The 24,709-nt window shown below is 62.4% G+C and carries 22 protein-coding genes, 1 tRNA gene and 1 pseudogene; 16 read left to right on the forward strand and 8 right to left on the reverse strand.

Going from position 1 to position 24,709, the window contains the following annotated elements; all coding sequences use genetic code 11:
• Window positions 1-11: 11 nt before the first annotated feature.
• Complete coding sequence (locus BLA15945_RS02545) at window positions 12-2,222, reverse strand: hypothetical protein (protein WP_174991405.1); 2,211 nt, start codon at window positions 2,220-2,222, stop codon at window positions 12-14.
• A 294-nt stretch (window positions 2,223-2,516) separates the two neighbouring features.
• Window positions 2,517-3,710, reverse strand: a complete 1,194-nt coding sequence (locus BLA15945_RS02550) for a tyrosine-protein phosphatase (RefSeq protein WP_233464109.1) — start codon at window positions 3,708-3,710, stop codon at window positions 2,517-2,519.
• A gap of 14 nt (window positions 3,711-3,724) precedes the next feature.
• Here BLA15945_RS02550 and BLA15945_RS02555 point away from each other — a divergent pair, with 14 nt between their 5' ends.
• The 3 genes from BLA15945_RS02555 (at window position 3,725) to BLA15945_RS02565 (ending at window position 4,989) form a co-directional block, all read left to right on the forward strand.
• The gene (locus BLA15945_RS02555) at window positions 3,725-4,438 is read left to right on the forward strand and encodes a class I SAM-dependent methyltransferase (RefSeq protein WP_174991406.1); all 714 of its coding nucleotides are present in this window, start codon (window positions 3,725-3,727) and stop codon (window positions 4,436-4,438) included.
• A 134-nt stretch (window positions 4,439-4,572) separates the two neighbouring features.
• A tRNA-Pro gene (locus BLA15945_RS02560) sits at window positions 4,573-4,649 on the forward strand.
• 118 nt (window positions 4,650-4,767) lie between these two features.
• Entirely contained in the window at window positions 4,768-4,989 is a 222-nt protein-coding gene (locus BLA15945_RS02565; protein WP_174991407.1) for a DUF6538 domain-containing protein, read from the forward strand.
• Between the two features lie 228 nt (window positions 4,990-5,217).
• Here BLA15945_RS02565 and BLA15945_RS02570 read toward each other — a convergent pair whose 3' ends face one another.
• Window positions 5,218-5,382: a hypothetical protein gene (locus tag BLA15945_RS02570; protein ID WP_174991408.1), complete on the reverse strand. Its 165-nt coding sequence runs from the start codon at window positions 5,380-5,382 to the stop codon at window positions 5,218-5,220.
• A 398-nt stretch (window positions 5,383-5,780) separates the two neighbouring features.
• On the opposite strand from BLA15945_RS02570, the gene BLA15945_RS02575 reads away from it, so the two are divergent.
• From BLA15945_RS02575 to BLA15945_RS02600, 6 genes are all read left to right on the forward strand, one after another.
• Window positions 5,781-8,453 (forward strand): type VI secretion system Vgr family protein, encoded by a 2,673-nt coding sequence (locus tag BLA15945_RS02575; protein ID WP_174991409.1) that lies wholly within the window; start codon window positions 5,781-5,783, stop codon window positions 8,451-8,453.
• Between the two features lie 10 nt (window positions 8,454-8,463).
• Complete coding sequence (locus BLA15945_RS02580; protein WP_174991410.1) at window positions 8,464-9,618, forward strand: DUF2515 family protein; 1,155 nt, start codon at window positions 8,464-8,466, stop codon at window positions 9,616-9,618.
• 37 nt (window positions 9,619-9,655) lie between these two features.
• Window positions 9,656-10,567: a hypothetical protein gene (locus BLA15945_RS02585; RefSeq protein WP_174991411.1), complete on the forward strand. Its 912-nt coding sequence runs from the start codon at window positions 9,656-9,658 to the stop codon at window positions 10,565-10,567.
• A gap of 16 nt (window positions 10,568-10,583) precedes the next feature.
• Entirely contained in the window at window positions 10,584-10,868 is a 285-nt protein-coding gene (locus BLA15945_RS02590; protein WP_174991412.1) for a PAAR domain-containing protein, read from the forward strand.
• 418 nt (window positions 10,869-11,286) lie between these two features.
• Complete coding sequence (gene bamC / locus BLA15945_RS02595; protein ID WP_174991413.1) at window positions 11,287-12,495, forward strand: outer membrane protein assembly factor BamC; 1,209 nt, start codon at window positions 11,287-11,289, stop codon at window positions 12,493-12,495.
• 543 nt (window positions 12,496-13,038) lie between these two features.
• Window positions 13,039-13,329 (forward strand): putative quinol monooxygenase, encoded by a 291-nt coding sequence (locus tag BLA15945_RS02600; RefSeq protein ID WP_059236805.1) that lies wholly within the window; start codon window positions 13,039-13,041, stop codon window positions 13,327-13,329.
• 42 nt (window positions 13,330-13,371) lie between these two features.
• On the opposite strand, the gene BLA15945_RS02605 is transcribed toward BLA15945_RS02600, so the two are convergent.
• From BLA15945_RS02605 to BLA15945_RS02615, 3 genes are all read right to left on the reverse strand, one after another.
• On the reverse strand, window positions 13,372-13,629 hold the full coding sequence (locus tag BLA15945_RS02605; RefSeq protein WP_059234702.1) for a hypothetical protein: 258 nt from the start codon (window positions 13,627-13,629) through the stop codon (window positions 13,372-13,374).
• A gap of 136 nt (window positions 13,630-13,765) precedes the next feature.
• Window positions 13,766-14,044: a hypothetical protein gene (locus BLA15945_RS02610; protein WP_059234700.1), complete on the reverse strand. Its 279-nt coding sequence runs from the start codon at window positions 14,042-14,044 to the stop codon at window positions 13,766-13,768.
• 221 nt (window positions 14,045-14,265) lie between these two features.
• Window positions 14,266-14,982 carry a YdcF family protein gene (locus BLA15945_RS02615; RefSeq protein WP_059234698.1) on the reverse strand — a complete coding sequence of 239 codons (717 nt, stop codon included), beginning with the start codon at window positions 14,980-14,982 and terminating at the stop codon, window positions 14,266-14,268.
• A gap of 160 nt (window positions 14,983-15,142) precedes the next feature.
• Here BLA15945_RS02615 and BLA15945_RS02620 point away from each other — a divergent pair, with 160 nt between their 5' ends.
• Window positions 15,143-15,460 carry a hypothetical protein gene (locus tag BLA15945_RS02620; protein ID WP_059234696.1) on the forward strand — a complete coding sequence of 106 codons (318 nt, stop codon included), beginning with the start codon at window positions 15,143-15,145 and terminating at the stop codon, window positions 15,458-15,460.
• A gap of 196 nt (window positions 15,461-15,656) precedes the next feature.
• On the opposite strand, the gene BLA15945_RS02625 is transcribed toward BLA15945_RS02620, so the two are convergent.
• Both BLA15945_RS02625 and BLA15945_RS02630 read right to left on the reverse strand, forming a co-directional pair.
• Window positions 15,657-15,908, reverse strand: a complete 252-nt coding sequence (locus tag BLA15945_RS02625) for a hypothetical protein (protein ID WP_174991414.1) — start codon at window positions 15,906-15,908, stop codon at window positions 15,657-15,659.
• Between the two features lie 201 nt (window positions 15,909-16,109).
• Window positions 16,110-16,505 (reverse strand): annotated as a pseudogene (locus BLA15945_RS02630) (transposase); the annotation flags it as partial.
• Between the two features lie 431 nt (window positions 16,506-16,936).
• Between BLA15945_RS02630 and BLA15945_RS02635 the strand changes: the two are divergent.
• From BLA15945_RS02635 to nusA, 6 genes are all read left to right on the forward strand, one after another.
• Window positions 16,937-17,839, forward strand: a complete 903-nt coding sequence (locus BLA15945_RS02635; protein WP_059234692.1) for a LysR family transcriptional regulator — start codon at window positions 16,937-16,939, stop codon at window positions 17,837-17,839.
• Between the two features lie 75 nt (window positions 17,840-17,914).
• The gene (locus BLA15945_RS02640) at window positions 17,915-19,117 is read left to right on the forward strand and encodes a pyridoxal phosphate-dependent aminotransferase (RefSeq protein WP_174991415.1); all 1,203 of its coding nucleotides are present in this window, start codon (window positions 17,915-17,917) and stop codon (window positions 19,115-19,117) included.
• A 272-nt stretch (window positions 19,118-19,389) separates the two neighbouring features.
• Window positions 19,390-20,430 carry an SMC-Scp complex subunit ScpB gene (scpB, locus tag BLA15945_RS02645; protein WP_174991416.1) on the forward strand — a complete coding sequence of 347 codons (1,041 nt, stop codon included), beginning with the start codon at window positions 19,390-19,392 and terminating at the stop codon, window positions 20,428-20,430.
• Window positions 20,431-20,490: 60 nt separating this feature from the next.
• Entirely contained in the window at window positions 20,491-22,245 is a 1,755-nt protein-coding gene (gene rluB / locus BLA15945_RS02650; RefSeq protein WP_059234687.1) for a 23S rRNA pseudouridine(2605) synthase RluB, read from the forward strand.
• Between the two features lie 458 nt (window positions 22,246-22,703).
• Complete coding sequence (gene rimP, locus BLA15945_RS02655; protein ID WP_011351796.1) at window positions 22,704-23,162, forward strand: ribosome maturation factor RimP; 459 nt, start codon at window positions 22,704-22,706, stop codon at window positions 23,160-23,162.
• Window positions 23,162-24,637, forward strand: a complete 1,476-nt coding sequence (gene nusA / locus BLA15945_RS02660) for a transcription termination factor NusA (protein WP_059234685.1) — start codon at window positions 23,162-23,164, stop codon at window positions 24,635-24,637. The genes rimP and nusA overlap by 1 nt, the downstream gene beginning before the upstream one ends.
• Window positions 24,638-24,709 lie beyond the last annotated feature (72 nt).

Here is a 24,709-nt window from a genome sequence, read left to right on the forward strand (position 1 = left end):
GCACACGATGATCAGCGCGACGCGAGCGGATTCTTCTGTCCCATGTCGACGACCAGCGTGCCGTCCGGCAGCATCCGCACCGAGCCTTGCGCGACCTGGCTGCGGTAGCCGTATAGGTCGAAACGCATCGGGCCGGCCTCGGCCGTATTCCGGATCAGTGCGCGCACGTTCAGTTCGAGCACGTTGAACATCTTCATGTCGCCGCCTTCCATCCACATGTAGCTCGGTGCATCGATCTGCGGCGGCTTCGTTGCGGGCGCGCCCGCCGCGCGCCGGAACGTGAGGCGCAGTCCGTCGCGTTCGACCGTCGCCTGCCCGAGCTTGCCGTTCAGCATCGGCGGCGGGAACACGGTGTACTGGTCGAGCACGAGCGTGTCGCCGCGCAGTTCCGCGCCGCGCCGCTGCAGCGGCGTCAGCGACGCGAGCTCGATGCCGAGCGAGCGCAAGAGCTTCGCCTGCGGAATGCCGAGCACCGCCACCTGCGACGGCTTGAACGCGAGGTGGCGGTCGTCGAGCACCGTCAGCGAGCCCTTCATGTCGGTCGGCAGCCAGACCCCCGGCACGTGATTCCACAGCTTGATGCCGCCCTGGACGCGCAGGTTAGGGCCATCCGCGCTCAGTTGCAGATCGTTCAGTGAGCGCGGCGAGTAGTCGAGCAGGTAGTTGTTGAACAGCGCCGACATCGCCTTCCACGACTCAACGACCGTGCCGCCGAGTATGCGAATGTCGTACTGGTTCGGATCGTCGAGATCGACGGGCTCGCCGGGCCGCTTCGACACGAGTTCGACGTCGAGATCCTCGACATGAAAGCCGATATCGCCGGACAGGTTGAAGTCGACGTTGCGCAGATGGATCGTCGGATTGCGGTTCGACACGTGCCGTTCGTTGAACGGGGGGGGCGACGTGCGCCGCATCGCGACCTTCTGCATGCCGGGTCGCACGGCGTCCGCCGCGAGCGCGTAGGCTTCCCAGTGCTGGCGCACGTCGCGCAGCGTCGTCTGCTGCGCGGCGAGGAAGCTGTCGTTCAGGCGCGCCCCCGCATTGCCGAGCAGTGCGCCGCTGGCCGGGCCCGTGTACGAAGGCATCCGGATCGCCATCGCGCCGCTTTCGTCGAAATTGAAGTAGCCGGCCGACACCTGGTCGCGATAGTGATACAGGTCGAACACGAACGTCTGGTCGCGCTTCGACGGATCGACCGGACCGATCAGGATGTCCGCGTTCATCGGCATCGAGCGCATGAACTTCACGTCGCCGCCGCGGATGTACATCGCCTGCTGCGGCGCGTTCGCGGGCATCGCGAAGCCGGCATGCGTACCGTCGTCGAGCTTCAGGTCGAGGCCGGCTGGCGTTACGCGCAGCGCTGTGATCGTGAGCTTCAGGCGCGGCGGCGGCATCAGCTTGTCGACCGCCATCACGAGATCGTCGCCGGCGAGCTGCGCGATCGGCGTCTGGACCTTCAGCAGGTCGGCCATTTTCACGTTGGCCGCGCGCATCACCGGCTGCGCGTTGATGCCCGACACGCGCACGCCGGTCGGGTGGAACACGAGCTGGCTGCCGTCGCGGATCGTGAGCGTGCCGGTCAGCGAGAACGGCACCCAGCCGTCGCGCTGCATCTCGCCTTGCAGGTGGATCACGCCGTCGCCGGCCGAGACGGCCAGCTTGCGCAGCGGCGCGTTGCGGTAGCCGAAGATGTAGGTGTTGAAGAGGGCGGTCAGCTTCGCGTTGTCGAGCGTGACCGTGCCTTCGTGCACGTCGATCTGGAAGCTCGTCGGATCGTCGAATACGATGGGCGCGCCGGCCTGCGTCGGCACGAGCGTGGCCGACAGCTGATGGATGAAGAAGCCGAGGTTGTTGACGATGCGGAAATCGACGTCGCGCAGGAACGTCATCGCACCGTTCTGGCCGGAGTCGCGCAGCGTGAACGGGCGCGGTTGCGTGAGGCTGATCGATGCGAGCGACGGCACGGTGCGCGCGACCTGCTGCTCGCGTGCGAGGCGTTCGGCCTTGGTGCGTTCGATCTTCGTCGACGCGGCCGGCGGGTTGCCGTCGCGCTGCGCGGCCGATTCCGCACAGCCTGCGCAGAGCAGCGCGAGCGCCAGTGCGCCGCAGCCGAACACGCGGGATGGCGAGTGCGACACCGGACCGGGCGTGCGCCGCAGGCCGGAAAACCAGTTGAAAATTGCCAAAGGCGAGCGATGGCCGCGCCGGACCGCATTCCGCATCGTCTGTCTCCATGTCTTGTCGTGATCGACGGCGGCGCGCGCCACTGCACGGCGCGAGCGTCGATGCCGTGCAGTGTGTCATAGCGCGCTAGAGCGGCGTTACCAAACAATGGACGCCTGGGCGGGGCGTGCCGGCGGGCTGCGGGACAATGGATTCGGGAGGGACGGACGGCCGGTTCAAACGGTCGTTTGGTTTGTGCGGGGGCACCGGCCCGCGTCATTCGAGGCGGCGGTGAAACCCGCGACCGGCCTTGGCCGGCGCGGATTTCACCGGATGCGCGGCGTGGCGGCCGGTTACACCAGCATGCGCTGCCGGATCGCGTTCTGCTTGGCCTGGTCGAGTTGCAGGCCGCTCTCGATATACGACGCCATTGAGCCGTACGACGCGGCGACCTGATCGAATGCCGCCTTCAGATAGTCGGCATGGGCGCCCTGGAGCGCGGTCATCATGTCCGCCGCATTTTGCCCGCCGGCTTGTTGGGCATGGGCGACGGAAGCGGCGATATCGGCTGCGCTGTAGGTGTTGGTCAGCAGGTAGTCGTCGACGATCGTTTGCTGCGGGATACCGAGGATCGTGTGCAGAATGGCGGTCGCCCAGCCGGTGCGATCCTTGCCGGCCGTGCAGTGGAACACCAGGTTTTCGCCGGTGCCGGCGAAGCCGCTGAACAGCGCGTGATAGCTTGCATGCGCGGTATCCGACGTCACGAATGCGCGGTACATGCTCAGCATGAAAGCGGTCGCGGTTGCGCCGCTGGTGGGGAGCGGATCGATGCTGGCGGCGCCGAGCACGTTGAGGTTTTGCCAGGCGGCGCCGGCGAGTGTCACATCCGGTTGCGTCTTGATCTCGGCCGGCGTGCGCAGGTCGCAGATCTGCCGGATGCCGAGCGTCCCGACGGTCGCGACATCGGCGGCGGACAAGGCGAGCGCGGACGAGCGATAGATCACGCCTTTCTTCATCTTTGCGCCGCCGGTCGTCACGTAGCCGGTTCCGTCCGGTCCGGCCGTGTCGCGAAAGTTCGACGCGGAAGCCAGTCGCGGTGTCGCGACCGGTGCGACCGACATCGAGTCGCCTCCGCATGCCGATAGAAACGAGGCGCTCCCCAGCGCTACGCCTATCGTGCCGGCGCTCAGCCGGAGAAACTGTCGACGGGAAATTTCGTTTTTCTGATGCATTCGATGCCCTGTGTCGAAGAGGGTGACAAGAAGCCGCGACCGCGGCGGCGACCGGAGCCGCACCCTGCTTCCCGCTCGACGCGGCAAAGCCGGACGGGCCGGATCGATCGGCATGCAGTCGGACGGCGCGCCGCGCACGCCAATCTCGCGCCGGCTAAGCGCACGGTAGCGATTTGCGGCGAAGCGGCCATCGTCTTTTTCGACTAGGGGTGCATGCGGATTGTCGGTGCGAGCCGGGCATCGACGGATACGATCGGCGGCGGCGGCGAGTAAGATCGGCATCAGTGGCTGGATCGAACACAGCACGGTAGCCATCACGGGGAAGCGCCATGGATCTGAAGGAAGTCGACGTATTGGGTGCGGGGGTGGGCGATCACTGGTACTACGCGTCGAAGGCGAGCGCGATCCGCCGGTTCCTCGGCGCGTCGGGCGCGAACCGGATACTCGACGTCGGTGCCGGCTCCGGCTTTTTTTCGAAGCATCTGCTCGAACGCACGCAGGCGACGGAAGCGTGGTGTGTCGATACGAGCTACCCCGACGACAGTGACGGCGAGACGGCCGGCAAGCCCATTCACTTCCGGCGGTCCGTCGATCGATTCGATGCCGATCTCGTTTTGCTGATGGACGTGCTCGAGCATGTCGACGACGATGTCGGGCTGCTGTCGCAGTATGTGATGGGGGCGCCTTCCGGCAGCCGGTTCCTGATCACGGTTCCCGCGTTCCAGTTCCTCTGGAGCGGCCACGACGATTTCCTCGAGCACAAGCGCAGGTATACGCTCGGCGGCCTCGAGGACGTGGTCCGGCGTGCGGGGCTCGACGTCGAGCACGGCGCTTATTATTTCGGTCTGACGTTCCCGCTTGCGGCCGCATTGCGGCTGGGCGAGCGGGCGCGCTCGCATCCGCGCGAGCCGGCGTCGCAATTGCGACGCCACCATCCGTTCGTCAATGGCCTGCTCAAGGCGGTCTGCCGCGTCGAATTGCCGATGTTCCGCTTTAATCGCGTCGCCGGCCTGACGGTCATGTGTGTCGCGCGCAAGCGGTGAGTGCGATGCGGATGCCGGTGGTCGGCATTCGCGCGTCCGCCTGCCGTCACGCCAAAAAATTTCACAAGAACATCCACAAAATGCATGCGACCCGATTCTAAATCTGAAAAGTGTCTGTTATACTTTTCTTCTTTCGGGGCGTAGCGCAGCCTGGTAGCGTACCTGCATGGGGTGCAGGTGGTCGGAGGTTCAAATCCTCTCGCCCCGACCAGGAATCAAGGCCTGGAAGGCTTGTCAGTAAAGGGTTTCCTTGTCTGACGTAGCTTTCCAGGCCTTTCCTTTTTCCTGGTGTGTCAATCCCGTCGTACAACGATGCGGAGATGACTGACTTGGCAACCCTTCCCACCGGCGTCTATTTGCGACCCGGCTCGTCCGTGTTCCACCTCCGGATCGGCGTGTCCAAAGACCTGCAACAACACTTCCGCAATCCAAAGACGGGCAAACCGAAGACCGATGCCTTCCGGGCAAGCCTCAGGACAAGCAATCGAGCCGAGGCCGGCACGAGAGCGCACGAGATCATTGCCGATTGCCGATTGCCGGCGGCGGTTTGATGTTCTCAGGGCTATAAGAGCACACCCGCCCCATTCGTGACGCTTAAGCGTGGGGCCGATGCCTACATTCCGCTCGATGGTGAACCTCACCACGCGACGATAGTTTGCCGAGCGCCGATGCGCGCCAATATTTTGTGGCCTTTGGGGCGGCAACAAAGTCACTGGTTGATTGTTGCTAACCGGACTAACCGTTCTCGGGAAGCGGTCACATCGTGAGAAATACATCTCTCAAAAGAGCTTGCCGATTTGGATGAAGCGAAGTCCTGCGGAGGCGAAGTGGCGCAGTTCGCCATCGTTGACATCGGTTCGCGTGTGACCGCCCGAGGTGTCGTGGTGAAACATCGCGGCATACTCATTGAACGCGAGTAGTTCTGGCACGAGCGGCTGCAACATATGTAAAGGATTCCGACGAGGTCCGTCACTGGGGACCAATGCGGTTTGCGTTGGCCTCGGAATGCTGATGGTTGGCGTTCGCCGTGCCAGCGGGACTATCGCCTTTGACCCCGCGCCCGCGGCACCTTCCGCCATTCCGTTGCGGGATGGGCGTGTCTTCCCGTCTAATAGTCCGACAGATGTTCTAAGGGGCTGACGGAACTGATGGGAGTGACATGGGGGCGCACATCGGTGATGGCAGTGCTGATGCTATTGAAAACCTTTCATGGGTTTGCATTGGTTGACGGAAACGAGGCGCGAGTAAGGGAAAGCACTAGCTATTCGGCTTTGGAATACCCGGCGAGAGAACCTGGGCTATCTTGGCGACAAGTAAGCTAAAAGTAATACAAAGGATCGGGATGAGTGTGCAAGACATCATGAGGGCGATTCAAGGCGGGCCGATCCAGCAAGATCGCTTGCTGAAACTCGACACCCCGCTCGGGGACAATGTGTTACTGCCTACGCGCACTGTAGGCCGGTCCAGAATTGGACGACATTACGATTTCACGCTCGATGTGGCGTCGACGCGCAGCGATCTCAAGCTGACGAGGCTGATCGGCCAGCCCATAACTCTATGGCTCCAGCAGGCCGACCACTCCTACCTTCCACGGCACGGTTACGTTTATGCAGTGCGGCGGCTGGGGTCGGAAGGCGGGCTAACCAGCCTCCAAATTAGCTTCGCCTCGTGGATGCATTTTCTGAAATTTCGTCGCGATCAACGTATCTGGCAGGACAAACCGGTGGATGAAATCCTCCGGGACGTATTCAACACACATTCGCAAGCGAGAGGCCGATTCCGTTTTGCACTTTCGAAGCCGCTTCCGCCGAAATCATATTGCACTCAGTATGAGGACGATTGGAATTTCGTTCATCGGTTGATGGAGGAGGAGGGGCTGTTCAGCATTTGGACGCAGGCCAGTGACGGAAAATCTCATACCCTGACAATCACGGATCGTTTGGATTCGTGTGAGCCGCTTGTCGTGCGTTCAGTGCAGTTCTCGCGCGATGGTGTGAATAGCGAGGTCGATGGATTGATCCACTGGTCCGGCCTGCGCACCCTCCATAGCGCTGCGCTGACCACTCGCACGTTCGACTACAAGAGTCCCGCACCGCTCGCGAATCCGAAGGGTACAAACATCCCGACGATGTCCCATGAACTACCGGAACAGTTGGAGATGTACGAGTACACCGGTCCGTATACGTATCTTGAGCAGGAGCGTGGGGATCACCTCTCTAAAATTCGCATGGAAGAGTGGGAGTCTCGTGCCAAGCGGTTTTACGGCACTGGCGGACTGCGCAGCGCTGATGCGGGACGGTCATTTACACTTGTTGGGCATCCACAACACGATCCTGACTCCTCGGAGCGTAACGAGTTTGCCACTATCGAAGTGCTTTGGATGGTCGAGAATAATCTTCCGGTTTCAATCCATCATGCAAATCTCCCTGGGAGTTTGCAACGCCAATTGGCAGAGGCGTTGGCGAATCAAGACGGAGCACGTCCGTCCCGCGTGTCCCATCACGATGGCTCCGAAGGGTTCTTTCTGATTGAGTTGGAGGCGCAACGTAAATCCGTGCCTTTCCGCAGCCCGTTTGAGCACCAGAAGCCCGTTATGCAGATGCAAACCGCGACCGTGGTTGGTCCGCGAGAGCAGAGTATTTATACCGATGAGTTAGGCCGATCCAAGATCCAATTCCATTGGGATCGAGTCGGCCAACGCGATACGCGGAGTTCGTGCTGGGTGCGCGTGAGTCATCCGTGGGCGGGACAGGGATTCGGAATGATCCACGTCCCGCGTATCGGCGATGAAGTCGTCGTGTCATTCTTGGATGGGTGCCCCGATCGCCCCCTTATCACGGGCCGCGTGCCGAACGGCGTCAATTTTGTCCAGTGGAAGCTCCCGGATAACCAAGCCTTGTCTGGTCTACGTTCGCGAGATTTGGCCAGTACGATGGCGAACCATATCGTTGCCGACGACACGCCGGGCAAACTTCAAGTGCAAGTCGCGAGCGATCATGAGCGGTCTCGCCTAGTGGTCGGGTACAACACGCGCATTGAAGGCAATGAAGGGCGTGGGGAAGCACGCGGAATCGGTTGGGAACTGGCCACCGACTCGTGGGGCGTGCTGCGGGCGAACCAAGGAATGTTGGTGACAACAGAGGCTCGCTCGGGTGCGGCGGCCGCAGTGAAGGACATGGGCGAGACGGTGCAGCGTTTGGTACAAGCGAGGGACTTGCACGATACGCTTGCCAACGCGGCAGTCCAAGCGCAAGCGCAGGATGCGCAGGATCAGCCCGAGGTTGCCAAGGCACTTCGGAAGCAGAGCGACGAAGTCAGAGGGGCGGGTAGTGGACAAGGGAGCGACGCGTTTCCGGAACTGTCGAGGCCCCATCTGGTTTTCGCATCACCGGCAGGAATTGAGGCGACGACAGCAGGCAGTACCCATCTTGCAAGCGGTGAACATATGGCGTTCACGAGTGGCGCACATGTCAGTGTCAGCAGCGGCAGCAATCTGCTGGCCACTGCCCGCAACGCGATTCGTTTCTTTGCGTACAAACTTGGCATTCGAATGGTGTCATACGCTGGAGACCTTGATCTCAAGGCGCTGCAGAAAAACCTCAATCTGCTTGCGAAGCTCGAAATTACGCAGACCGCGAACCGCATCACGATCAAAGCAACTGACGAAGTGATGTTGCACGGCGGCGACAGCTATATCAGCCTGAAAAGCGGCAAGATTACGGTGGGTGGTGGCGTTTATGAGGTTAACGCTCAAGTAAGCAACATGCCGCCCAAGCCGATGGGGGTTGCGTCGAACGGTACACCCGCCGTTGAGGCGAACGACCAAACTTTCAGAATGCTCACTCCCTCAGGGCGATCTCTGCCGGGTGTTGCCTATCGAATGACGTCCGACTCCGGAGAGCATGTTTTCCAGACCAATAATCTCGGCCGGTCGGCAACCTTGAATACAGCTCAGAAAGAAAATGTTAAATTTGGCATTCACTGGGACGAATTCTTCACGGACGCAGATAAGTAAAGGTTGAAAAATGGCCAATCTTGCAGAAGATACTACCAACCCAAAAAGCAATACGTGCATTGACGCGAATTGTGATTGCAAAATCATCTGGTCGCTCGCCCATCAATATGCGATGGCCCAACTGGATACGCGCACTCCCGTCCTGAAGGATGGAACGCCCGATTATCGATTCAGTTCACATTCCATTTCAGAAACCAAGATTGAACCCGGCGATGCATCGTTTGTCGGAAAAAACTATGGGGCAAGAGCCCGTCGGGTGGCATCAAGCTACGCACGCATGTTTCTTGAGGATTTTCATCTCGGAGAAAAGGACAAGCTTGGTCGGTTTTATTGGACTGGTCTAGGTGCGTTTGCGGCCAAACAGGTTTCAGCTAATTTGGAAAGTTGGCAGGTAGACAAGATGCCCGGCATGGGTATCGTCCATGAAGGATTGGGAAAAGGTAATCTGTGGATTTATAACGATCTTCTCGTCTGGTGCTACGGATATGCGGCGGACCCAGTGGCGTTCCAGGATTGCGCCAAGCAACGTGATAGTCGGCAATACCATCCCACCGTGCAGAAGAACCTGATGCGACAGCAGTGGGCGGCCGACGTGGTTCCAAAGTGTCCGGTGATCAATGAAGCCAGCGCCTCAATGGACGATGCGGGATCCGGTAAATTCCTTGGCTCCAATTCGGAGAATCCCGGATATTTCAAATGGACTCCGCGAGTATCCATCGGCTTCAATTTGGTCAAGCAATGGGAAGAAACGACCGACAGTACCTTTAAAAACAACTTTGCCTTCAATCATCTTTGGGTAATGGCACAACATGAGCAGGGCGAAGTATTGCAAGGACTGATATATAATGACACGAAATTCATCGGCAAGCTTAAATTTCAGCGAACTATGGATCAAGCGACCAGCTCGGAAAAGTGGTGGGCTGCGCCGGCGCGTGCGTTCCACGCGTTAATCCCACCTTTGCAATTGAGCTTCACGGCCCAAGATGAAACGTCCGACATGAAGTATCGCTCCAACGCCCCGAAGGATCTAATCCTTGAAGATTACAAGCAACGAATGGCGTGGATTAAAGACACCGGGAAATTATTTCATTTTCTCATGCAAAAGCAGCGCAATTACATGCTAAGTGAACTAAAGGCAATTGCCGCAATGGGCGGCTTGACATGATTGGCCTACTGATCGCGAACCATTATTCGAGCCATTCATGCGAAAGCCGATGAAAATATTTGTATACGCTTTAGCGGTCCTTTCCGCATGTTTCGCAATTATTGCATTGATGAACATTCAAGAGAAAAAGGACAAACCAATGACGCCTCAAGTTGTCACGATAAAGTTCGGGGCCGACGGGAAATCCAATGCCCAGAATCAGGGTTTTTCTGTTATGAATCATCCATCTGGTGTGTATGCATACCAAATGCACTGGGATGGCACAGAGAAACTCGGATCGGTAAAATATATTCAAGGCCCTTATTCCTTCGATATCGATAACGCCATGATTGTAACTGGCTTGGGCGACAAAGATAGCCCCGAGGATGGTGTTGATAATTGGGATGTAAATTTTAATATCTCATCATCAAAAACAATTTCAGATGAAGAGGGGCGCGAAAAAATCATGTCCCTGCTTGGCAAACTGCGAGCCGCCGGATGGAAAAGGTATATATATGCCGCATCCCCTCGCCTCATTGGTAGAGAGGCCATGAAGTATGCCACCTCAGAATCCGGAACTCTCTACTCATTGGATTCCACCTATATACCGACGATGGAAGAATGGAAGAGCTTGATTACCGTTGAGCCACGATGGATTTTCTATGCTGATGGAGTGTTTCTTACTTTATCGTTATCCCATCAACCATCCGGATCCCCTGGAATGGGATACTATTTGACCGACATTCAAGTCAGTACTGCATCTGATCACTACACCCCATACTTTACAGATAGTGTTGAACGCAGAAGAAACTGGAAGAAACTCATATCTAACGAGTTGAAACCGGCAGGGAACGAGCGATCAAAGAAAGAAGCTGAACTGAAAGCTTCCGGCTACACGATCGACACGACGTATCAGGCTCCGCCGTTCGAGGCTCCGGACTTTTCGGCCGGGGCGGGTGCCGCTCATTGATCCGGAGGGGCAATTGATGCAACGAGCAAATTTGCACGGACGGGCGCAGATTGTGGTTGGTGATGCGACAAGCCACGGCGGCAAGGTGATTTCGGGTAGTCCATCTTCGACATGGGGCACAGCGAAGATTCCCATTGCCCGCAAGGGGGATCAAGTGACTTGCCCGCTTTGTGCGCCGCATCTGTTTGAAATTGCCGAAGGGGAGGACGGGTGTGAGGATTTTGGGCAGCCGATGGCGTTGGAGGGGCATAAAACAACTTGTGGTGCGGTCCTGATTGCGCAGCCTGCGCCGAACGATTGACTGCCTTCAATTTGGTTCGCACTCGTAGTGGCCCTGTTTCTTGCTCGACATTGTCTACGCTTGGGGAGGAGCCAAGCGCCCCGCCCTTGAGATGACGAACGCTCCTTAACGCTCCTTGTAAGAGACTTGCCAGACTGCCAGCACGGGCTTCTGCGCTCGCCCATGCTACGCTGCATCGAACTGTGTCAATCGGCACGGCGGTTTTGACTGACGCACTGCCCGGAGAGCCTTATTCCACTGTAGGTTCGAAGAGGTTCAAATCCTCTCGCCCCGACCAGACAAAGAACCCGCGTCAGCTCAGGCTGGCGCGGGTTTTTTCTTGCCCGTCGCTTTTTTGCACATCGCGGCGCGGCCCCGGTAAAATGCAAGGTTGATCCACGGAAAGCGCCGTGATTTAGCGGAAGAGGATTCCCCGAACATGACTGATCTTCGTCTTACCATGCGGTTCGCTGCAGTGCTCGCCACCGGCGTACTCGTTGCCGGTTGCGGTACGTCGTCGCCCACGAAAGTGGACTACAAGAGCGATTCGAAATCGAAGGAAGCGTCGCTCGCAGTGCCGCCCAACATGCTCGACGAGACGGCCGATCAGCGTTCGCTGCCGCCCCAGGGCGGCGCGACTTCCCTGTCCGCGCTTCAGCAGGTCCAGCAGGCAGCGCCTGCGCTGGACACCGTCGCACCGGCCGTGGCCGGCATGCATATCCAGCGTGACGGCACCGAAAGCTGGCTCGTGATCGATGGCAAGCAGCCGGCCTCGATCTGGCCGCAGGTTCGCCGTTTCTGGCAGGAGCAGGGCTTCCTGCTCGTCGTCGACCAGCGCGACAAGGGCGTGATGGAAACCGACTGGAACGAAACCCATCCGCAGATCAACGACGGCCTGATCCGTAGCGTGATCTCGAAGGCGATGGGCAATTCGTACGTGACGGCCGAGCGCAACAAGTACCGCACGCGTCTCGATACGGCGCCGAACGGCGGCACCTACGTGTTCATCAGCCAGAAGGGGATGCGCGAGGCGATCACCGGCGCGAACAACGATTCGAGCAAGTGGGAGCCGAAGCCGAACGATCCGGCGCTCGAGACCGAATACCTGAAGCGGCTGATGGCCGTGCTCGCACAGAACGAGCAGCGCGCGAAGAACGGCGAGCCGCCGGTCGCGAACATCAAGGACAACACGGTACCGAAGGACAAGAAGGCCGACGCCGACGCATCGTCGAAGGCTGCCGCAGCGATTGCGGCGCAGAACGTCACGCGTACGTCGGCGCAAGGCAACGATGCCGCTGACGCGGCCGTGCCGTCCGAAGTCACGCTCGGCGAGCCGTACGACCGGTCGTGGCTGCACGTCGGCCTCGCGCTCGATCGCGCGAACTTCACGGTCGACGATCGCGATCGCACGAAGGGCCTGTATTTCGTGCGCTACGTCGATCCGAAGGATCTGACCTCGGCCGAGCAGGGTTTCTGGAGTCAGCTGTTCCATGGCAAGAAGGAAAAGCAGGCGAAGCAGTACCGTGTCAACGTGAAGGCGCTGACGGCCGACCAGACGCGCGTTGCAATCGTCGACGATGCGGGCGGGATCGACTCGTCGTCGGCGGCACGCCAGATCATGGGGCTGCTAGTGAATCAGCTTCGCTGATCCCGGCACTTCTCCGCATCATTGAAAAAGCCCGCCTTTCGGCGGGCTTTTTTCATGGCCGTTCGCCGGCGCATGTGCGTGTCCGGGTCGTTCGGTTCCTGCTCGTGACGTTACGTAACATCCGCGCGTTACGACGGCAGAACACCTGTCACATTGTCGCCGACGTTAAAAAATGTCCTTTTAAATCAACGAAATGATCGGCATGAGTTGGCTGGCACGCAACCTGCTTTATATGTTGGAATTGTCGAAACAGGGAGGATGACGTCAGATACCGGGCGTGCGCAGCGAGCGCCGGATCAACGGTATCGGCGTCTTCACATGCCGGCGCGACATGCGTCGGCGCAACCGATGACGATCCGCGCCAGCGTGCGGATCTCGATGGCCCCGTCGCCTATCCTCGTAGGGCGACGGTTTCGCCCGCGCTTCTCTGAAGCGCGGGCTATTTTTTTGGCGGGCCGCCGTCGTGCCGTGTCTTATCTGCGCGGCCGATGCGCGATGCGTGATTCGCGTATTCTCGAACTTTTTCGGATGAAGGAGGCGGGAATGGCGGAAATTGCAGTCGTGGCGCTGATCGTGGCGAAGCCGGGCGCCGAGGAAAAGCTGCGCATTGCGCTCGAAGGGATCGTCGAGCCGACCCGCAACGAAGCCGGCGCATTGCAGTACGACCTGCATCGGGATCTGAGGGAGCCCGCGCGATTCGTATTCGTCGAGCGTTGGGAGAGCGAGGAGGCGCTGGCCGTCCATGCGCGTTCTGCGCACATCCTCGCTTATCGCGAAGCGGCCGCGGACTGGATCGAACGTTCCGAAATCCGCGTGCTGTCGAAGCTCGTCTGAGCCGGATGGGGGCGACCGGACGTGTCCGGTCGCAGCGGCGCGTCAGTGCGACGCGCTGGGGACGTCGAGGATCAGGATGATCGTCCAGTCGGCGTCGCCGTCATGGTGATACTGGCGCTCGGCCACGATGAACGGTTGCTGCTTGCCTTGCGGGCCGAGGAACAGCACGTCGCCCTCCATCGGCAGGCACTCGATCGGCGGCAGCGCGAGGAACGCGTCGGTCGAGCCGCGGGGCATCAGTTGCTTGATCTGGCGAGTGGCGGCTTCGGTCCACTCGATATCGAGTTGAATGTTGCTCATGCTGTCCTCCGCACCGGGGTGCGCACGGGTGGAAAATTTCGGTGCGCGACTTTAGCACAGCGCGCGGGCGCCGCAACCAAAAAAGCCGAACCCGGTTGCCCGGATTCGGCTTTTCGCATGTGCGGTGCCGCCGAACTTACTGGCTGGCAGCGTCTGCAGCCTTGGCAGTCTTCTTGCCGGCCTTCTTCGCCCCTGCCTTGTGATGAGCAGCCTTCTTGCCGTGGTGATGCTCTTCCTGCATCGCCGGCTGAGCGGCTTCGGCCGCTTGCTGCTGTTGCAGCGCTTGTGCGCGCTGCTCGATCTCGGCGATCTTGGCCGGATCGGTGATGGTCTGGATCTGCGTGCTCTCTTGCGCATACGCTGCGCCAGTCAGCGCCGACATCGCTACCAGGATAGCCAGGGACGTCTTCTTCATTGCTTTACCTCCGCTAAGTGGTGATGAACCCGAGTGTTGCCGTTGAGTCTGGCGACTGCAATCGAGTGCGTGTCGAGTGTAACAAAAGTGACGGATCAATGTGCACCGGATCGCGGCGCGATGCAAGGCCCCGTTGAAGTCGCGCAACACTTCTTGCACTTCGTCACGCGCGTGCCATCCGGGGCGGGGCGCTTGTTTCCGCGCCCGTTTTCGCGCTGTCTTCAAAACCATCCAAGCCATCGATAGACGTGGAATTGTGCGATGCCGACCAGCTCGTGCAGTGCCTGTTCGGCGTTGGCCACATTGCGCCAGCGCGGCAGCCAGCCCGTTTGCGCGCGTCGGAGATTCGCATAAACAGGCTGCGGATCGATGCCGAAACGGTGGAAATCGAGCAGGGCGCGGCGCATCTGGTACGACGACGTGACGAGAATGCGTGCGTCGTCATACTGTGAGCGTAGTATAGACGCAGTGAATTTCGCATTTTCGTAGGTTGTGCGGCTGTTGGGTTCGAGCACGAGGTCGGCGGAGGCAACGCCTTCCGCCATGAGTTGGCGCCCGTATACGGCCGCCTCGGTTTCGCCGTGATGCTGCGGGTCGCCGCCCGACATCACCACGGTGCAGCGCTCGGCCCGCTGCAGACACGTGCGATAGAGCGCGGCAACCGTGTGGATGCGCGCGACGCCGTCGGGTGGCGGTTGCAGCCCCGTGTCGGTGCGGCGTGTGCCGGCGCCGATGAGGATCAGCGTGGTCCGCCCGTGCATGTCCGGGTGCTCGACCGGCGTGACGCCGGCCTCGGTCCAGGCGATCAGCGGCGCTGCGAGCCAGCCTGTCGCAAGCAGCCAGAACAGCGCAACGGCGACGATCGAAATGGTTCGACGCTGCTTGCGGCAGAGCATGAAACAGATGAAGAGAAGTACAAATGAATCGAACAGAATCAATTTGATTGGGGTAAGGTGTCTTTTTATGGACGGCTGACGATCCGGCCCTGACGCGACGCCGAAGAACGTCGGCCTCCAGAATCGGTGGCGGTTTCGGCGGGCGGAAACCCCGCCCGGCGCGCCGCTTCGCATTGTCGCTGCACTTTAAGAAAGAATCGAGATGGCCACGTATTCCAACGAAGCGGTGCTCGACGCATTGAGACGAGTGCAGTACCGCCAGGTACCGTGGGCACGCCGCCCGGGCGTGTTCGAGTATCTCCGTTCGCTCGGGTTGATGGACACGGTCAGGCAGAAGACCGTTGCCCCCGCGCCGGGTTTTCATGCTCCGGTCGACATCGCCATACTGACCGACAGTGGTCGAGCCGAATTCTCGCGCCTCGAGCGCGACGAGAAATTACTTTCCTGGACTGATCGCCGTATGGACGACTACGCATTGAGCGAAGCGAGCGCCGTGGCGATTCTCGAAAGCCGCCTGTAGCGCCCGCACCATCCCGCCCCGTGCATCGTCGCGCAGGCCGGCGATGCAAAAAAAAGCCCGTATCGCGAGGATACGGGCGTACCGGATACTTTTGCTGTTGCCACGCTGTGCTCATGGCAACGGATGTGACTCGCCGTATGCGGCGCAGTTCCCGAAAGCGGGCATTTTCTTTGGCGAATTCCTGAAATTGGCGGGACTACGGATGACGCGGCACGTCGGACGGCTGCGAGCCGATGCGCGCCCGCGCGTTGCTGGCGATGTCGCCGCGCAGGTCGCCGCGCGGCACGGTTTCCCGGCTGGAGGCATTTGCGGACGGCGGCTGGCGAAGGGTGTTCCGGTGATCCTGCTGGCGATGGGGCGGCTTCGCGCGATCGTCGGCGTGGGCAGGGGCGGTCAGCGCCATGGAAACGACAATGCCGCATGCGACGAGCAGTGACATTGGTTTCATGGCGGGGCTCCCTTCAAGCCGTCGGCGCGGCCTGTTGATATGTCGCTAAGGTAAGCGTGGGAGTGCAGGCTTGCTGTAAATATTGGTAAATAGATGTATCGCGGCACGACAACGGTAATGAACGGCAATGCAGGCGTCGCGAAAAAGTCGCGTCGCAGAAAACAACCGGGCGGCCGAAGCCGCCCGATCGAGCATGCGTTACGCCATCTTGACGGGCGCGCGCCAGGATTCCGGATTGGTCCAGAAGGCGCCGCGCAGCCGGTCGCGGCTCGGCGGTGCGGGCGGCTTCGCGGCGCTTGCGCCGATGCGTCCGCGCAGCGAGATCTGCCGGCCGCTCGTGCCGAGTCGTTTCACGATTTCGGCGAGCGTGCCGTCCGCCTGCCATTCGTCGAAACGGCGGCGGCAGGTCGGCGGCGACGGGTAGCGGCCCGGCAGCTTCGACCAGCCTTCACCCGTCGACAGCACCCACAGCACGGCGTTTACCACCGAGCGGGCTTCCACGCGGGGACGGCCGCGCCGCTCACTCCGTGCGGGTTCCGAGCAAAACAGACCCTCGACCAGCGCCCACTCGTTATCTCTCAAATCGTCGAACAGCATCATGTCCTCACCTCAGCGAAGCTAACTCCGGTGCGCTGCCCTGCGCCGCGCACTCTTCAAGCACTCGATCATTGAGTGCCGGGTGGGGGCGTCCGGTTGGCCGGCAGCGGCGTTTCTGCTCTTCCGTCCGACGAAACCTGCGCCCTGTGCGCCAGGTAATGCACGAAGCGTGCCATGTCGGAGGCCAATCCCTCGAGAGCCGCTTGGCAGCGAGCTAACGGCTAAGTCAGCTAGGGGCGTATAAGACGCCAAAATAACCTGGCAGCAAATCGGGACAATCACCAATCTTGTGCAGTTCGCCCGTACCACGTGCGTTTGCGAATGTATTGCACCGCAGCGAAACATTCGCGGAAGGTGCCGGATTCGGCCGCCGAGGCCCGATTCGCGCATTACAATCCTGCATCGATATCGACGATTGATGAGGTCAGGGGATGAACGTCACGCTGCGTCAGCTTCGCGTATTCATCGAGGTCGCGCGGCTCAGGAGCTTCAGCCGCGCGGGCGACGAGATCGGGCTCACGCAGTCCGCGGTCAGCCGCTGCGTACGTGAGCTCGAGGCCGAACTCGGGCTGAAGCTGATCGATCGCACGACGCGCGACGTGCAACTGACCGACGTCGGCGCGAACCTGATCGCGAGCGTGTCGCGCCTGATCGACGATCTCGACGACACGCTGCGCGAGATTCGCGAGATCGGCGAGCAGCGTCGCGGGCGGGTGATCGTCGCGGCGAGCCCGACGATCGCATGCAGGCTGATGCCGCGCGTGGTGGCATCGTGCGAACGCCAGTTCCCGTTCGTGACGCTCGGCCTGCGCGACGACGTGCAGAGCGACGTGCTGCGCAAGGTGAAGTCGAGCGAAGTCGATTTCGGCGTCGTGATCGGGCCGCTGACGGTCGCCGATCTCGTGTGCGAGCCGCTGATGACCGACTCGTTTTGCCTCGTCGCGCGCGCCGACCATCCGCTCGCCGCGCGTGCCGAGGTGCCGTGGACGGCGCTGGACGGCGAACGTCTCGTGCTGCTCGATCATGCGTCGGGCAGCCGGCCGCTGATCGACGCGGCGCTGGCCACCCATCGCGTCAACGCGACGGTCATGCAGGAGCTCGGGCATTCGGCGACCGTGTTCGGGCTGGTCGAGGCCGGCGTCGGCGTGAGTGTGCAGCCGTGGCTGTCGCTGCCGCTGCCGGCGGGCTCGACGCTCGTCGCACGGCCGCTCACGCCGCGCACCGAACGCACCGTCGAGCTGGTGCGCCGCCGCGACCGGTCGTTGTCGCCCGCGGCGCAGGCGATCTGGGAGCTGGTGCGGCAGATGCCGGCGAGGGCGGAGGATCTCGACTGACGCACGCAGGCATGCGCCGGCCCGGCTTGCCGGCCGGTACACTACGCGGATCGTGTTCCTCGGCGGTGGTTCTCGATGACGCATTCTGCAGATTTCCTTCCGATGACCGGTGAGCCGGCGGCGCGCGCCGCGGTGCATGCGCTGCGGCCGTCGCTGATCCGGGAAGTGGCGAACGCCGGCTTCGGCGTGCCGGACATGCTGCCGTTCTGGTTCGGCGAATCCGACCGCGTGACGCCGGATTTCATCCGCGACGCCACCGCAGCGGCGCTGCGCGACGGCGCGACCTTCTACACGCACAATCTCGGCACGGCGCCGCTGCGCGATGCGATCGCAGCCTACGTTGGCGCGCGTCACGGCGCGACGGCGGCCGATACGGTCGCCGTGACGAGTTCGGGGGTGAGCGCGCTGATGCTGGCTGCGCAGCTGGTGGCCGGTCCGGGGGATCGCGTCGTCGCGGTCACGCCGCTGTGGCCGAACCTCGTGGAGATTCCGAAGATTCTCGGCGCGCACGTCGAATGCGTGCCGCTCGGCTATGGCGACGCGGGCTGGCATCTCGATGTCGGCCGGCTGCTCGAGGCGCTGACGCCCGATACGCGGATGCTGCTGATCAACTCGCCGAACAACCCGACCGGCTGGACGATGTCGCGCAACGAGCAGCAGGCCGTGCTCGCCCATTGCCGTCGTCACGGCATCTGGCTGGTCGCGGACGAAGTGTACGAGCGGCTTGCGTTCAAAGAGGGCGGTGCGCCGTCGTTCCTCGATATCGCGTCGCGCGACGAGCGGGTCGTGGTCGTGAATTCATTCTCGAAAGCGTGGGCGATGACGGGCTGGCGGCTCGGGTGGCTCATTGCGCCGGCAGCGGTGATGGGCGACCTGTCGAAGCTTGTCGAATACAACACGTCGTGTGCGCCGGGCTTTGTGCAGGCCGCTGGCGAGGTCGCGTTGCGCGACGGCGAGCCGTTCGTGCGGTCGTTCGTCGCGGCGCTGCATGACGCGCGCGATCACCTGGTCGCCGCGCTGCGGACGCTGCCGGGTGTCGAGGTGCCGCCTCCGCCGGGTGCGATGTACCTGTTCCTGCGCCTGCCGGGCGCGGCCGACAGCCTCGCGTTCTGCAAGACGCTGGTGCGCGACGCGGGGCTCGGGCTTGCGCCCGGGCGCGCATTCGGCCCGGAGGGGGAAGGGTTCGTGCGCTGGTGCTATGCCTGCGATCCGGCGCGACTCGACGCGGGCGTCGAGCGGCTGCGCCGGTTCCTCGCGCGCGGCGCAGCCGGCCGCTGAAGCAGGGCCGGAGCGGACGCGCCGCACGGGCGGTGGCCTGCTCGGCTCATCTTTACGCACCGGGCAATTTTGCGTAATATGGCGCTCAGTCACGCGGTTCCGTCGTTGAGCCGTGCTGTTCCGTCCGGTCTGGGCCTGGCCTTGAGTTGGTTCGCCGCCCCCGGTTCGTGCTCCCATCAATATGACCGATCAGAATCGGGCGAGCGCGTCTTCCGTTCCTTTCGTCTGTTTGTTGATCCGGTTCGTTTGACCACAGGGTCTGGCCTAGCTGCATGAATACCCAAGAGGCGAAGATCGTCCTCGAGACTGCTTTGATCTGCGCGCAGGAACCGCTGAAGCTCGGCGATTTGCGCAAGCTCTTTGCCGACGGCGTGTCGGCTGACACGGTCCGCACGTTGCTCGAAGATCTGAAACAGGATTGGTCCGGTCGCGGCGTCGAACTGGTGGCGCTGGCGACCGGGTGGCGCTTTCAGAGCAAGCCGGCGATGCGTCATTATCTGGATCGCCTGCATCCCGAGAAGCCGCCGAAATATTCGCGCGCGGTGCTCGAAACGCTCGCGATCATCGCGTACCGGCAGCCCGTTACGCGCGGCGACATCGAAGAGATTCGCGGCGTCACGGTCAATACGCAGGTGGTCAAGCAGCTCGAGGATCGTGGCTGGATCGAGGTGATCGGTCATCGCGACGTGCCGGGGCGTCCGGCGCTGTATGCGACGACCAAGCAGTTCCTCGACGATCTCGGCCTGAAGGCGCTTGACGACCTGCCGGCGCTCGAAGAGCCGGCTGCGAACATCGAGGCTGCGCTGCTGGCGCAGCAGGCAATGGATTTCGACGGCGACATGCCGGTTGCCGACGACGCAGCGGGCGACGTGCCGCAGACGCTGACGGGTGAAGTGCCCGCCGGCCAGTCGGCCGAATTGCCGGGCGAGGATGGGGCGGCCGACGTCGCGTCGACGCAGGAAATCGCGGGCCGCGATACGCTCGAGGCTGATCGCGGGCAAACGGAACAAACGGAACAGGTTGGCGCCGAAGCAGTGCCGACCGGTGTACAGCCCGAGCCGCTGCGCGCGGATTGGAGCGAGGAAGATCGCAAGCCGGCCGCCGAAGCGGCTGCCGGAGGCGGAGCGGAAGCGGCCGGCGACATGCCCGGCGAGGTTGGCCAGGCCAACGCCTCCCGTTCCGGTCCCGCGGACGACGAGATGCTGGACGACACGTCCGACAGTCTCGCGGATGCCGTACGAAGCGCCAGTGCGCCCATCGGCGCCGACGCGCTGCCGGACGACGAAGCAGAACCCAAACAGCGTCGCGCCTGATCGCGGCCAACTTCTTGCCGCGCCCGCGCCGGGCGCGAGACCTGACATTTTGAGGTTGTTTTGACAGATATCCACGATATTGAATCGTCCGCGCCTGCCGTGCAGGCAGCGCGCGCCGACGATGCGCCGGAGCAGGACGCTTCGGCCGGTGGCGACGAGCGTCCCCGCCGCGGTTTGCGGCGAGGCCCGCGCAGCCTGATCGCGCGGCGCCGCGCGGCAGCCAAGTCGAAGGGCGCCGAAGGCGAGCAGCCGGGCGGCGAAGGCGCGGATGCGCAGCCGGCCGAGGCGGCCGAAGCGCAGCCGGCGCGCGCGCCGCGCAACAAGGAAGGTGCGGCCAAGGGTGCCCGCAAGCCGGCCGGCAAGCGCGAAGGCGCGGCGAAGACTGGCCAGGGCGGGCAGGGCCGACGCGGCGCTCCGAAGGCTGAAGGTGCTCCGGCGAAGGCGGAAGGCGAGGCGTCCCAGGACGAGCTGTTCGCTTACGTGACGTCGCCCGCATTCGACGCGGACAACTCCGCGGGCGGTAGCGGCGTGCGTGCGCCGATGCTGCGTCGCGGCCGCAACCAGCCGGCGAACAAGCGCGTGCTGTCGCCGGACGACGATGCGCCGAAGCTCCACAAGGTGCTGGCGGAAGCGGGCATGGGCTCGCGCCGCGAAATGGAAGAATTGATCGTCGCCGGCCGCGTGTCGGTGAACGGCGAGCCCGCGCACATCGGCCAGCGCATCATGCCGACCGACCAGGTGCGGATCAACGGCAAGCCGGTCAAGCGCAAGCTGCCGAACAAGCCGCCGCGCGTGCTGCTGTATCACAAGCCGACGGGCGAGATCGTCAGCCACGCGGATCCGGAAGGCCGCCCGTCGGTGTTCGATCGCCTGCCGCCGATGAAGACGGCGAAATGGCTTGCAGTGGGCCGTCTCGACTTCAACACCGAAGGTCTGCTGATGCTGACGACTTCGGGTGACCTCGCGAACCGCTTCATGCATCCGCGCTACAGCGTCGAGCGCGAGTACGCGGTGCGCGTCGTCGGCGAGCTGGCCGAAGGCATGCGGCAAAAGCTGCTGCACGGCGTCGAACTCGACGACGGTCCGGCGAATTTCCTGCGCATCCGCGATGGCGGCGGCGAAGGGACGAATCACTGGTATCACGTCGCGCTGGCCGAAGGCCGCAACCGCGAAGTGCGCCGGATGTTCGAGGCGGTCGGCCTGATGGTGAGCCGCCTGATCCGTACGCGTCACGGCCCGATCCCGTTGCCGCGCGGCCTGAAGCGCGGCCGCTGGGAGGAGCTTGACGATGCGCAGGTGCGCAAGCTGATGGCGACCGTCGGCCTGAAGGCGCCGACCGAGGAGAAGGGCAAGCGCGGCGGTGCCGGCCAGGTCGAGCGCCGCCAGCCCGATCCGATGGAGACGTCGATGGGTTTCATCGGTCGTGAGCCGGTGCTGACGACGCACGGGCAGCTCGACCAGCCGCGTCGCGGTGGCGGCCGGCGCGGCGGGCCGGGCCTGCCGGGCCTGAGCGGCTACGGCAGCCTGCCGGTTTCGCCGTCGGGCTACGGTAACCGTGCCGGTGGCGCTCGTGATGGCAACCGCGGCGCGGGTGGCCGTGACGGCAACCGCCCTGGTGGCGGCCGCGACGTCGACGGCAATCGCGCATCGTACGGCGCGGGCCCCAAGCGCGAAGGCGCGGGCGGCAAGCGTGGTGGCAGCAAGGCTGGCGGCAATCGCAATCCGAACGGCAATCGGGCTGAAGGCGCCGGCAACGGCGGCGGCGGCCCGCGCGGCGGCCAACGTCCGCAGCGCAGCCGCCCGCGCAGCCGCTAAACGCGTATCGGCGCACGGCGGCGCAAGGCCGCCGGCATGCCGGCCCGATCGGCGTCTGGCCGATTTTTGCCGGTGCGCCGCATTGCGCCGATCGCTTTCGACTATATATATGTCGCGTGCCGCTGCGCCGCAGCGGGCATGACCGATCTCCGGCCTGGCAGGAAGGGGCCGGCTGATCGGATAACCCGATTTCGTATTTTTGGTCCGTAAAGGCGCGCGACGCGCTGCTTTTACCGGCTGGCTTGGCGTTTGCGCCAAAAATCGCTATAATCGCGGAGTCGCTGGGCGTACGGATTCAATGTGCGGCTCAGGTGCGACCACCAGTAAGAAGATGGGCGTTCCGCCCATTTTTTTTTGCTGAAACGGTTAGGCATCTCGGGTAGCGCTTCCTGCGCCGGCTAAGGCGCGCGCCCGCGGGTGAATCGCGAGCGGCGGGCGCGAACACCTGAGAGGACACAGTGCAACTGACGGAACTGATAGAAACCACGGTCACCGGGCTCGGCTACGAGCTGGTGGATCTCGAGCGCACCGGGCGCGGCATGCTTTGCATCTATATCGATCAGCCTGCCGGCATCTCGCTCGAAGATTGCGAAAAGGTCACGCGTCAGCTCCAGCACGTCTTGACGGTCGAAAACATCGATTACGAACGGCTCGAAGTCTCGTCCCCGGGGCTCGACCGCCCGTTGAAGAAGCTGGCCGACTTCGAGCGCTTCGCTGGCAGCGAAGTCTCCGTGACCTTGAAAAAGCCGCTGGACGGGCGCAAGACGTACCGGGGCATTCTGCACGCGCCGAATGGCGAAACGATCGGTTTGGAATTTGAGGGGAAGAAGGGCGAGGCAGCCATGCTGGATTTCACGCTGGCCGATATCGATAAAGCCCGCCTGATTCCGCAAGTTGACTTTAGGAGCCGCAAATAATGAGTCGCGAAGTGTTGATGCTGGTGGATGCGCTGGCGCGCGAGAAAAACGTCGACAAGGATGTGGTGCTGGGCGCCCTCGAGGCTGCGCTCGCTTCCGCTTCCAAGAAGCTGTTCGACGAAGGCGCCGAAATCCGCGTCCATATCGATCGCGAAAGCGGCGAGCACGAAACCTTCCGTCGCTGGCTCGTCGTGCCCGACGAGGCAGGCTTGCAGGAGCCGGATCGCGAGATCCTGCTGTTCGAAGCACGTGAGCAGAATGCCGACGTCGAAGTCGGCGAGTATGTCGAGGAACCCGTTCCGTCGATCGAGTTCGGTCGCATCGGCGCGCAGGCCGCGAAGCAGGTGATCCTGCAGAAGGTGCGCGACGCGGAACGCGAGCAGATCCTGAACGACTACCTCGAGCGTGGCGAAAAGATCATGACCGGTACGGTGAAGCGCCTCGACAAGGGCAACTTCATCGTCGAATCGGGCCGTGTCGAGGCGCTGCTGCGCCGCGATCAGCTGATCCCGAAGGAAAATCTGCGCGTGGGCGACCGTGTGCGTGCGTACATCGCGAAGGTCGACCGCACCGCGCGCGGCCCGCAGATCGAGCTGTCGCGTACGGCGCCCGAGTTCCTGATGAAGCTGTTCGAGATGGAAGTGCCGGAAATCGAGCAAGGCCTGCTCGAGATCAAGGCGGCTGCCCGCGACCCGGGCGTGCGCGCGAAGATCGGCGTCATCGCCTACGACAAGCGGATCGATCCGATCGGCACCTGCGTCGGCATCCGCGGTTCGCGCGTGCAGGCCGTGCGCAACGAGCTCGGTGGCGAAAACATCGACATCGTGCTATGGTCAGAGGATCCCGCCCAGTTCGTGATCGGCGCGCTCGCGCCGGCAGCTGTCCAGTCGATCGTCGTCGATGAAGAAAAGCATTCGATGGACGTCGTCGTCGACGAGAACGAACTGGCTGTCGCGATTGGCCGCAGCGGTCAGAACGTTCGCCTCGCCGGTGAACTGACCGGCTGGCAGATCAACATCATGACGCCGGACGAATCCGCCCTGAAGCAGGGTGAAGAGCGCGACCGGCTGCGTGCACTGTTCATGGCGCGTCTCGATGTCGACGAAGAAGTTGCCGACATCCTGATCGACGAAGGCTTCACGAGCCTCGAAGAGATCGCCTACGTGCCGCTCAACGAAATGCTCGAGATCGAAGCGTTCGACGAGGACACCGTGCACGAACTGCGCAACCGCGCACGCGATGCGCTGTTGACGATGGCTATCGCGAACGAAGAAAAAGTCGAGAACGCAGCGCTGGATCTCAAGAGCCTCGACGGCATCACGCCGGAGCTGCTCGCGAAGCTGGCCGAACACGGTGTGCAGACGCGAGACGATCTCGCCGAGCTTGCAGTGGATGAACTGGTCGACCTGACCGGAATGGAAGAGGATGCCGCTAAGGCGTTGATCATGAAAGCACGTGAACATTGGTTCCAGTGAGAAATGACCATGGCGCACTGATTTGATGGCGGCCGTATGGCCTGACCCGATGCTAACAGCAAGGAATCGGTC

The sequence above is a fragment of the Burkholderia arboris genome (genome assembly GCF_902499125.1).
In the GTDB taxonomy this organism is placed as follows: Bacteria; Pseudomonadota; Gammaproteobacteria; order Burkholderiales; family Burkholderiaceae; genus Burkholderia; species Burkholderia arboris.

Excerpts from the sequence above, each read along its gene's own strand:
- bamC (WP_174991413.1), top strand. The coding sequence starts at position 11,287 with ATGACTGATCTTCGTCTTACCATGCGGTTCGCTGCAGTGCTCGCCACC.
- BLA15945_RS02625 (WP_174991414.1), bottom strand. The coding sequence starts at position 15,908 with ATGAAACCAATGTCACTGCTCGTCGCATGCGGCATTGTCGTTTCCATG.
- BLA15945_RS02585 (WP_174991411.1), top strand. The coding sequence starts at position 9,656 with ATGCGAAAGCCGATGAAAATATTTGTATACGCTTTAGCGGTCCTTTCC.
- BLA15945_RS02575 (WP_174991409.1), top strand. The coding sequence starts at position 5,781 with ATGAGTGTGCAAGACATCATGAGGGCGATTCAAGGCGGGCCGATCCAG.
- BLA15945_RS02600 (WP_059236805.1), top strand. The coding sequence starts at position 13,039 with ATGGCGGAAATTGCAGTCGTGGCGCTGATCGTGGCGAAGCCGGGCGCC.
- BLA15945_RS02580 (WP_174991410.1), top strand. The coding sequence starts at position 8,464 with ATGGCCAATCTTGCAGAAGATACTACCAACCCAAAAAGCAATACGTGC.
- BLA15945_RS02640 (WP_174991415.1), top strand. The coding sequence starts at position 17,915 with ATGACGCATTCTGCAGATTTCCTTCCGATGACCGGTGAGCCGGCGGCG.
- BLA15945_RS02605 (WP_059234702.1), bottom strand. The coding sequence starts at position 13,629 with ATGAGCAACATTCAACTCGATATCGAGTGGACCGAAGCCGCCACTCGC.
- BLA15945_RS02550 (WP_233464109.1), bottom strand. The coding sequence starts at position 3,710 with ATGGCTACCGTGCTGTGTTCGATCCAGCCACTGATGCCGATCTTACTC.
- BLA15945_RS02620 (WP_059234696.1), top strand. The coding sequence starts at position 15,143 with ATGGCCACGTATTCCAACGAAGCGGTGCTCGACGCATTGAGACGAGTG.
- scpB (WP_174991416.1), top strand. The coding sequence starts at position 19,390 with ATGAATACCCAAGAGGCGAAGATCGTCCTCGAGACTGCTTTGATCTGC.
- BLA15945_RS02570 (WP_174991408.1), bottom strand. The coding sequence starts at position 5,382 with ATGTTGCAGCCGCTCGTGCCAGAACTACTCGCGTTCAATGAGTATGCC.
- BLA15945_RS02545 (WP_174991405.1), bottom strand. The coding sequence starts at position 2,222 with ATGCGGAATGCGGTCCGGCGCGGCCATCGCTCGCCTTTGGCAATTTTC.
- BLA15945_RS02610 (WP_059234700.1), bottom strand. The coding sequence starts at position 14,044 with ATGAAGAAGACGTCCCTGGCTATCCTGGTAGCGATGTCGGCGCTGACT.
- BLA15945_RS02590 (WP_174991412.1), top strand. The coding sequence starts at position 10,584 with ATGCAACGAGCAAATTTGCACGGACGGGCGCAGATTGTGGTTGGTGAT.
- BLA15945_RS02555 (WP_174991406.1), top strand. The coding sequence starts at position 3,725 with ATGGATCTGAAGGAAGTCGACGTATTGGGTGCGGGGGTGGGCGATCAC.
- BLA15945_RS02635 (WP_059234692.1), top strand. The coding sequence starts at position 16,937 with ATGAACGTCACGCTGCGTCAGCTTCGCGTATTCATCGAGGTCGCGCGG.
- nusA (WP_059234685.1), top strand. The coding sequence starts at position 23,162 with ATGAGTCGCGAAGTGTTGATGCTGGTGGATGCGCTGGCGCGCGAGAAA.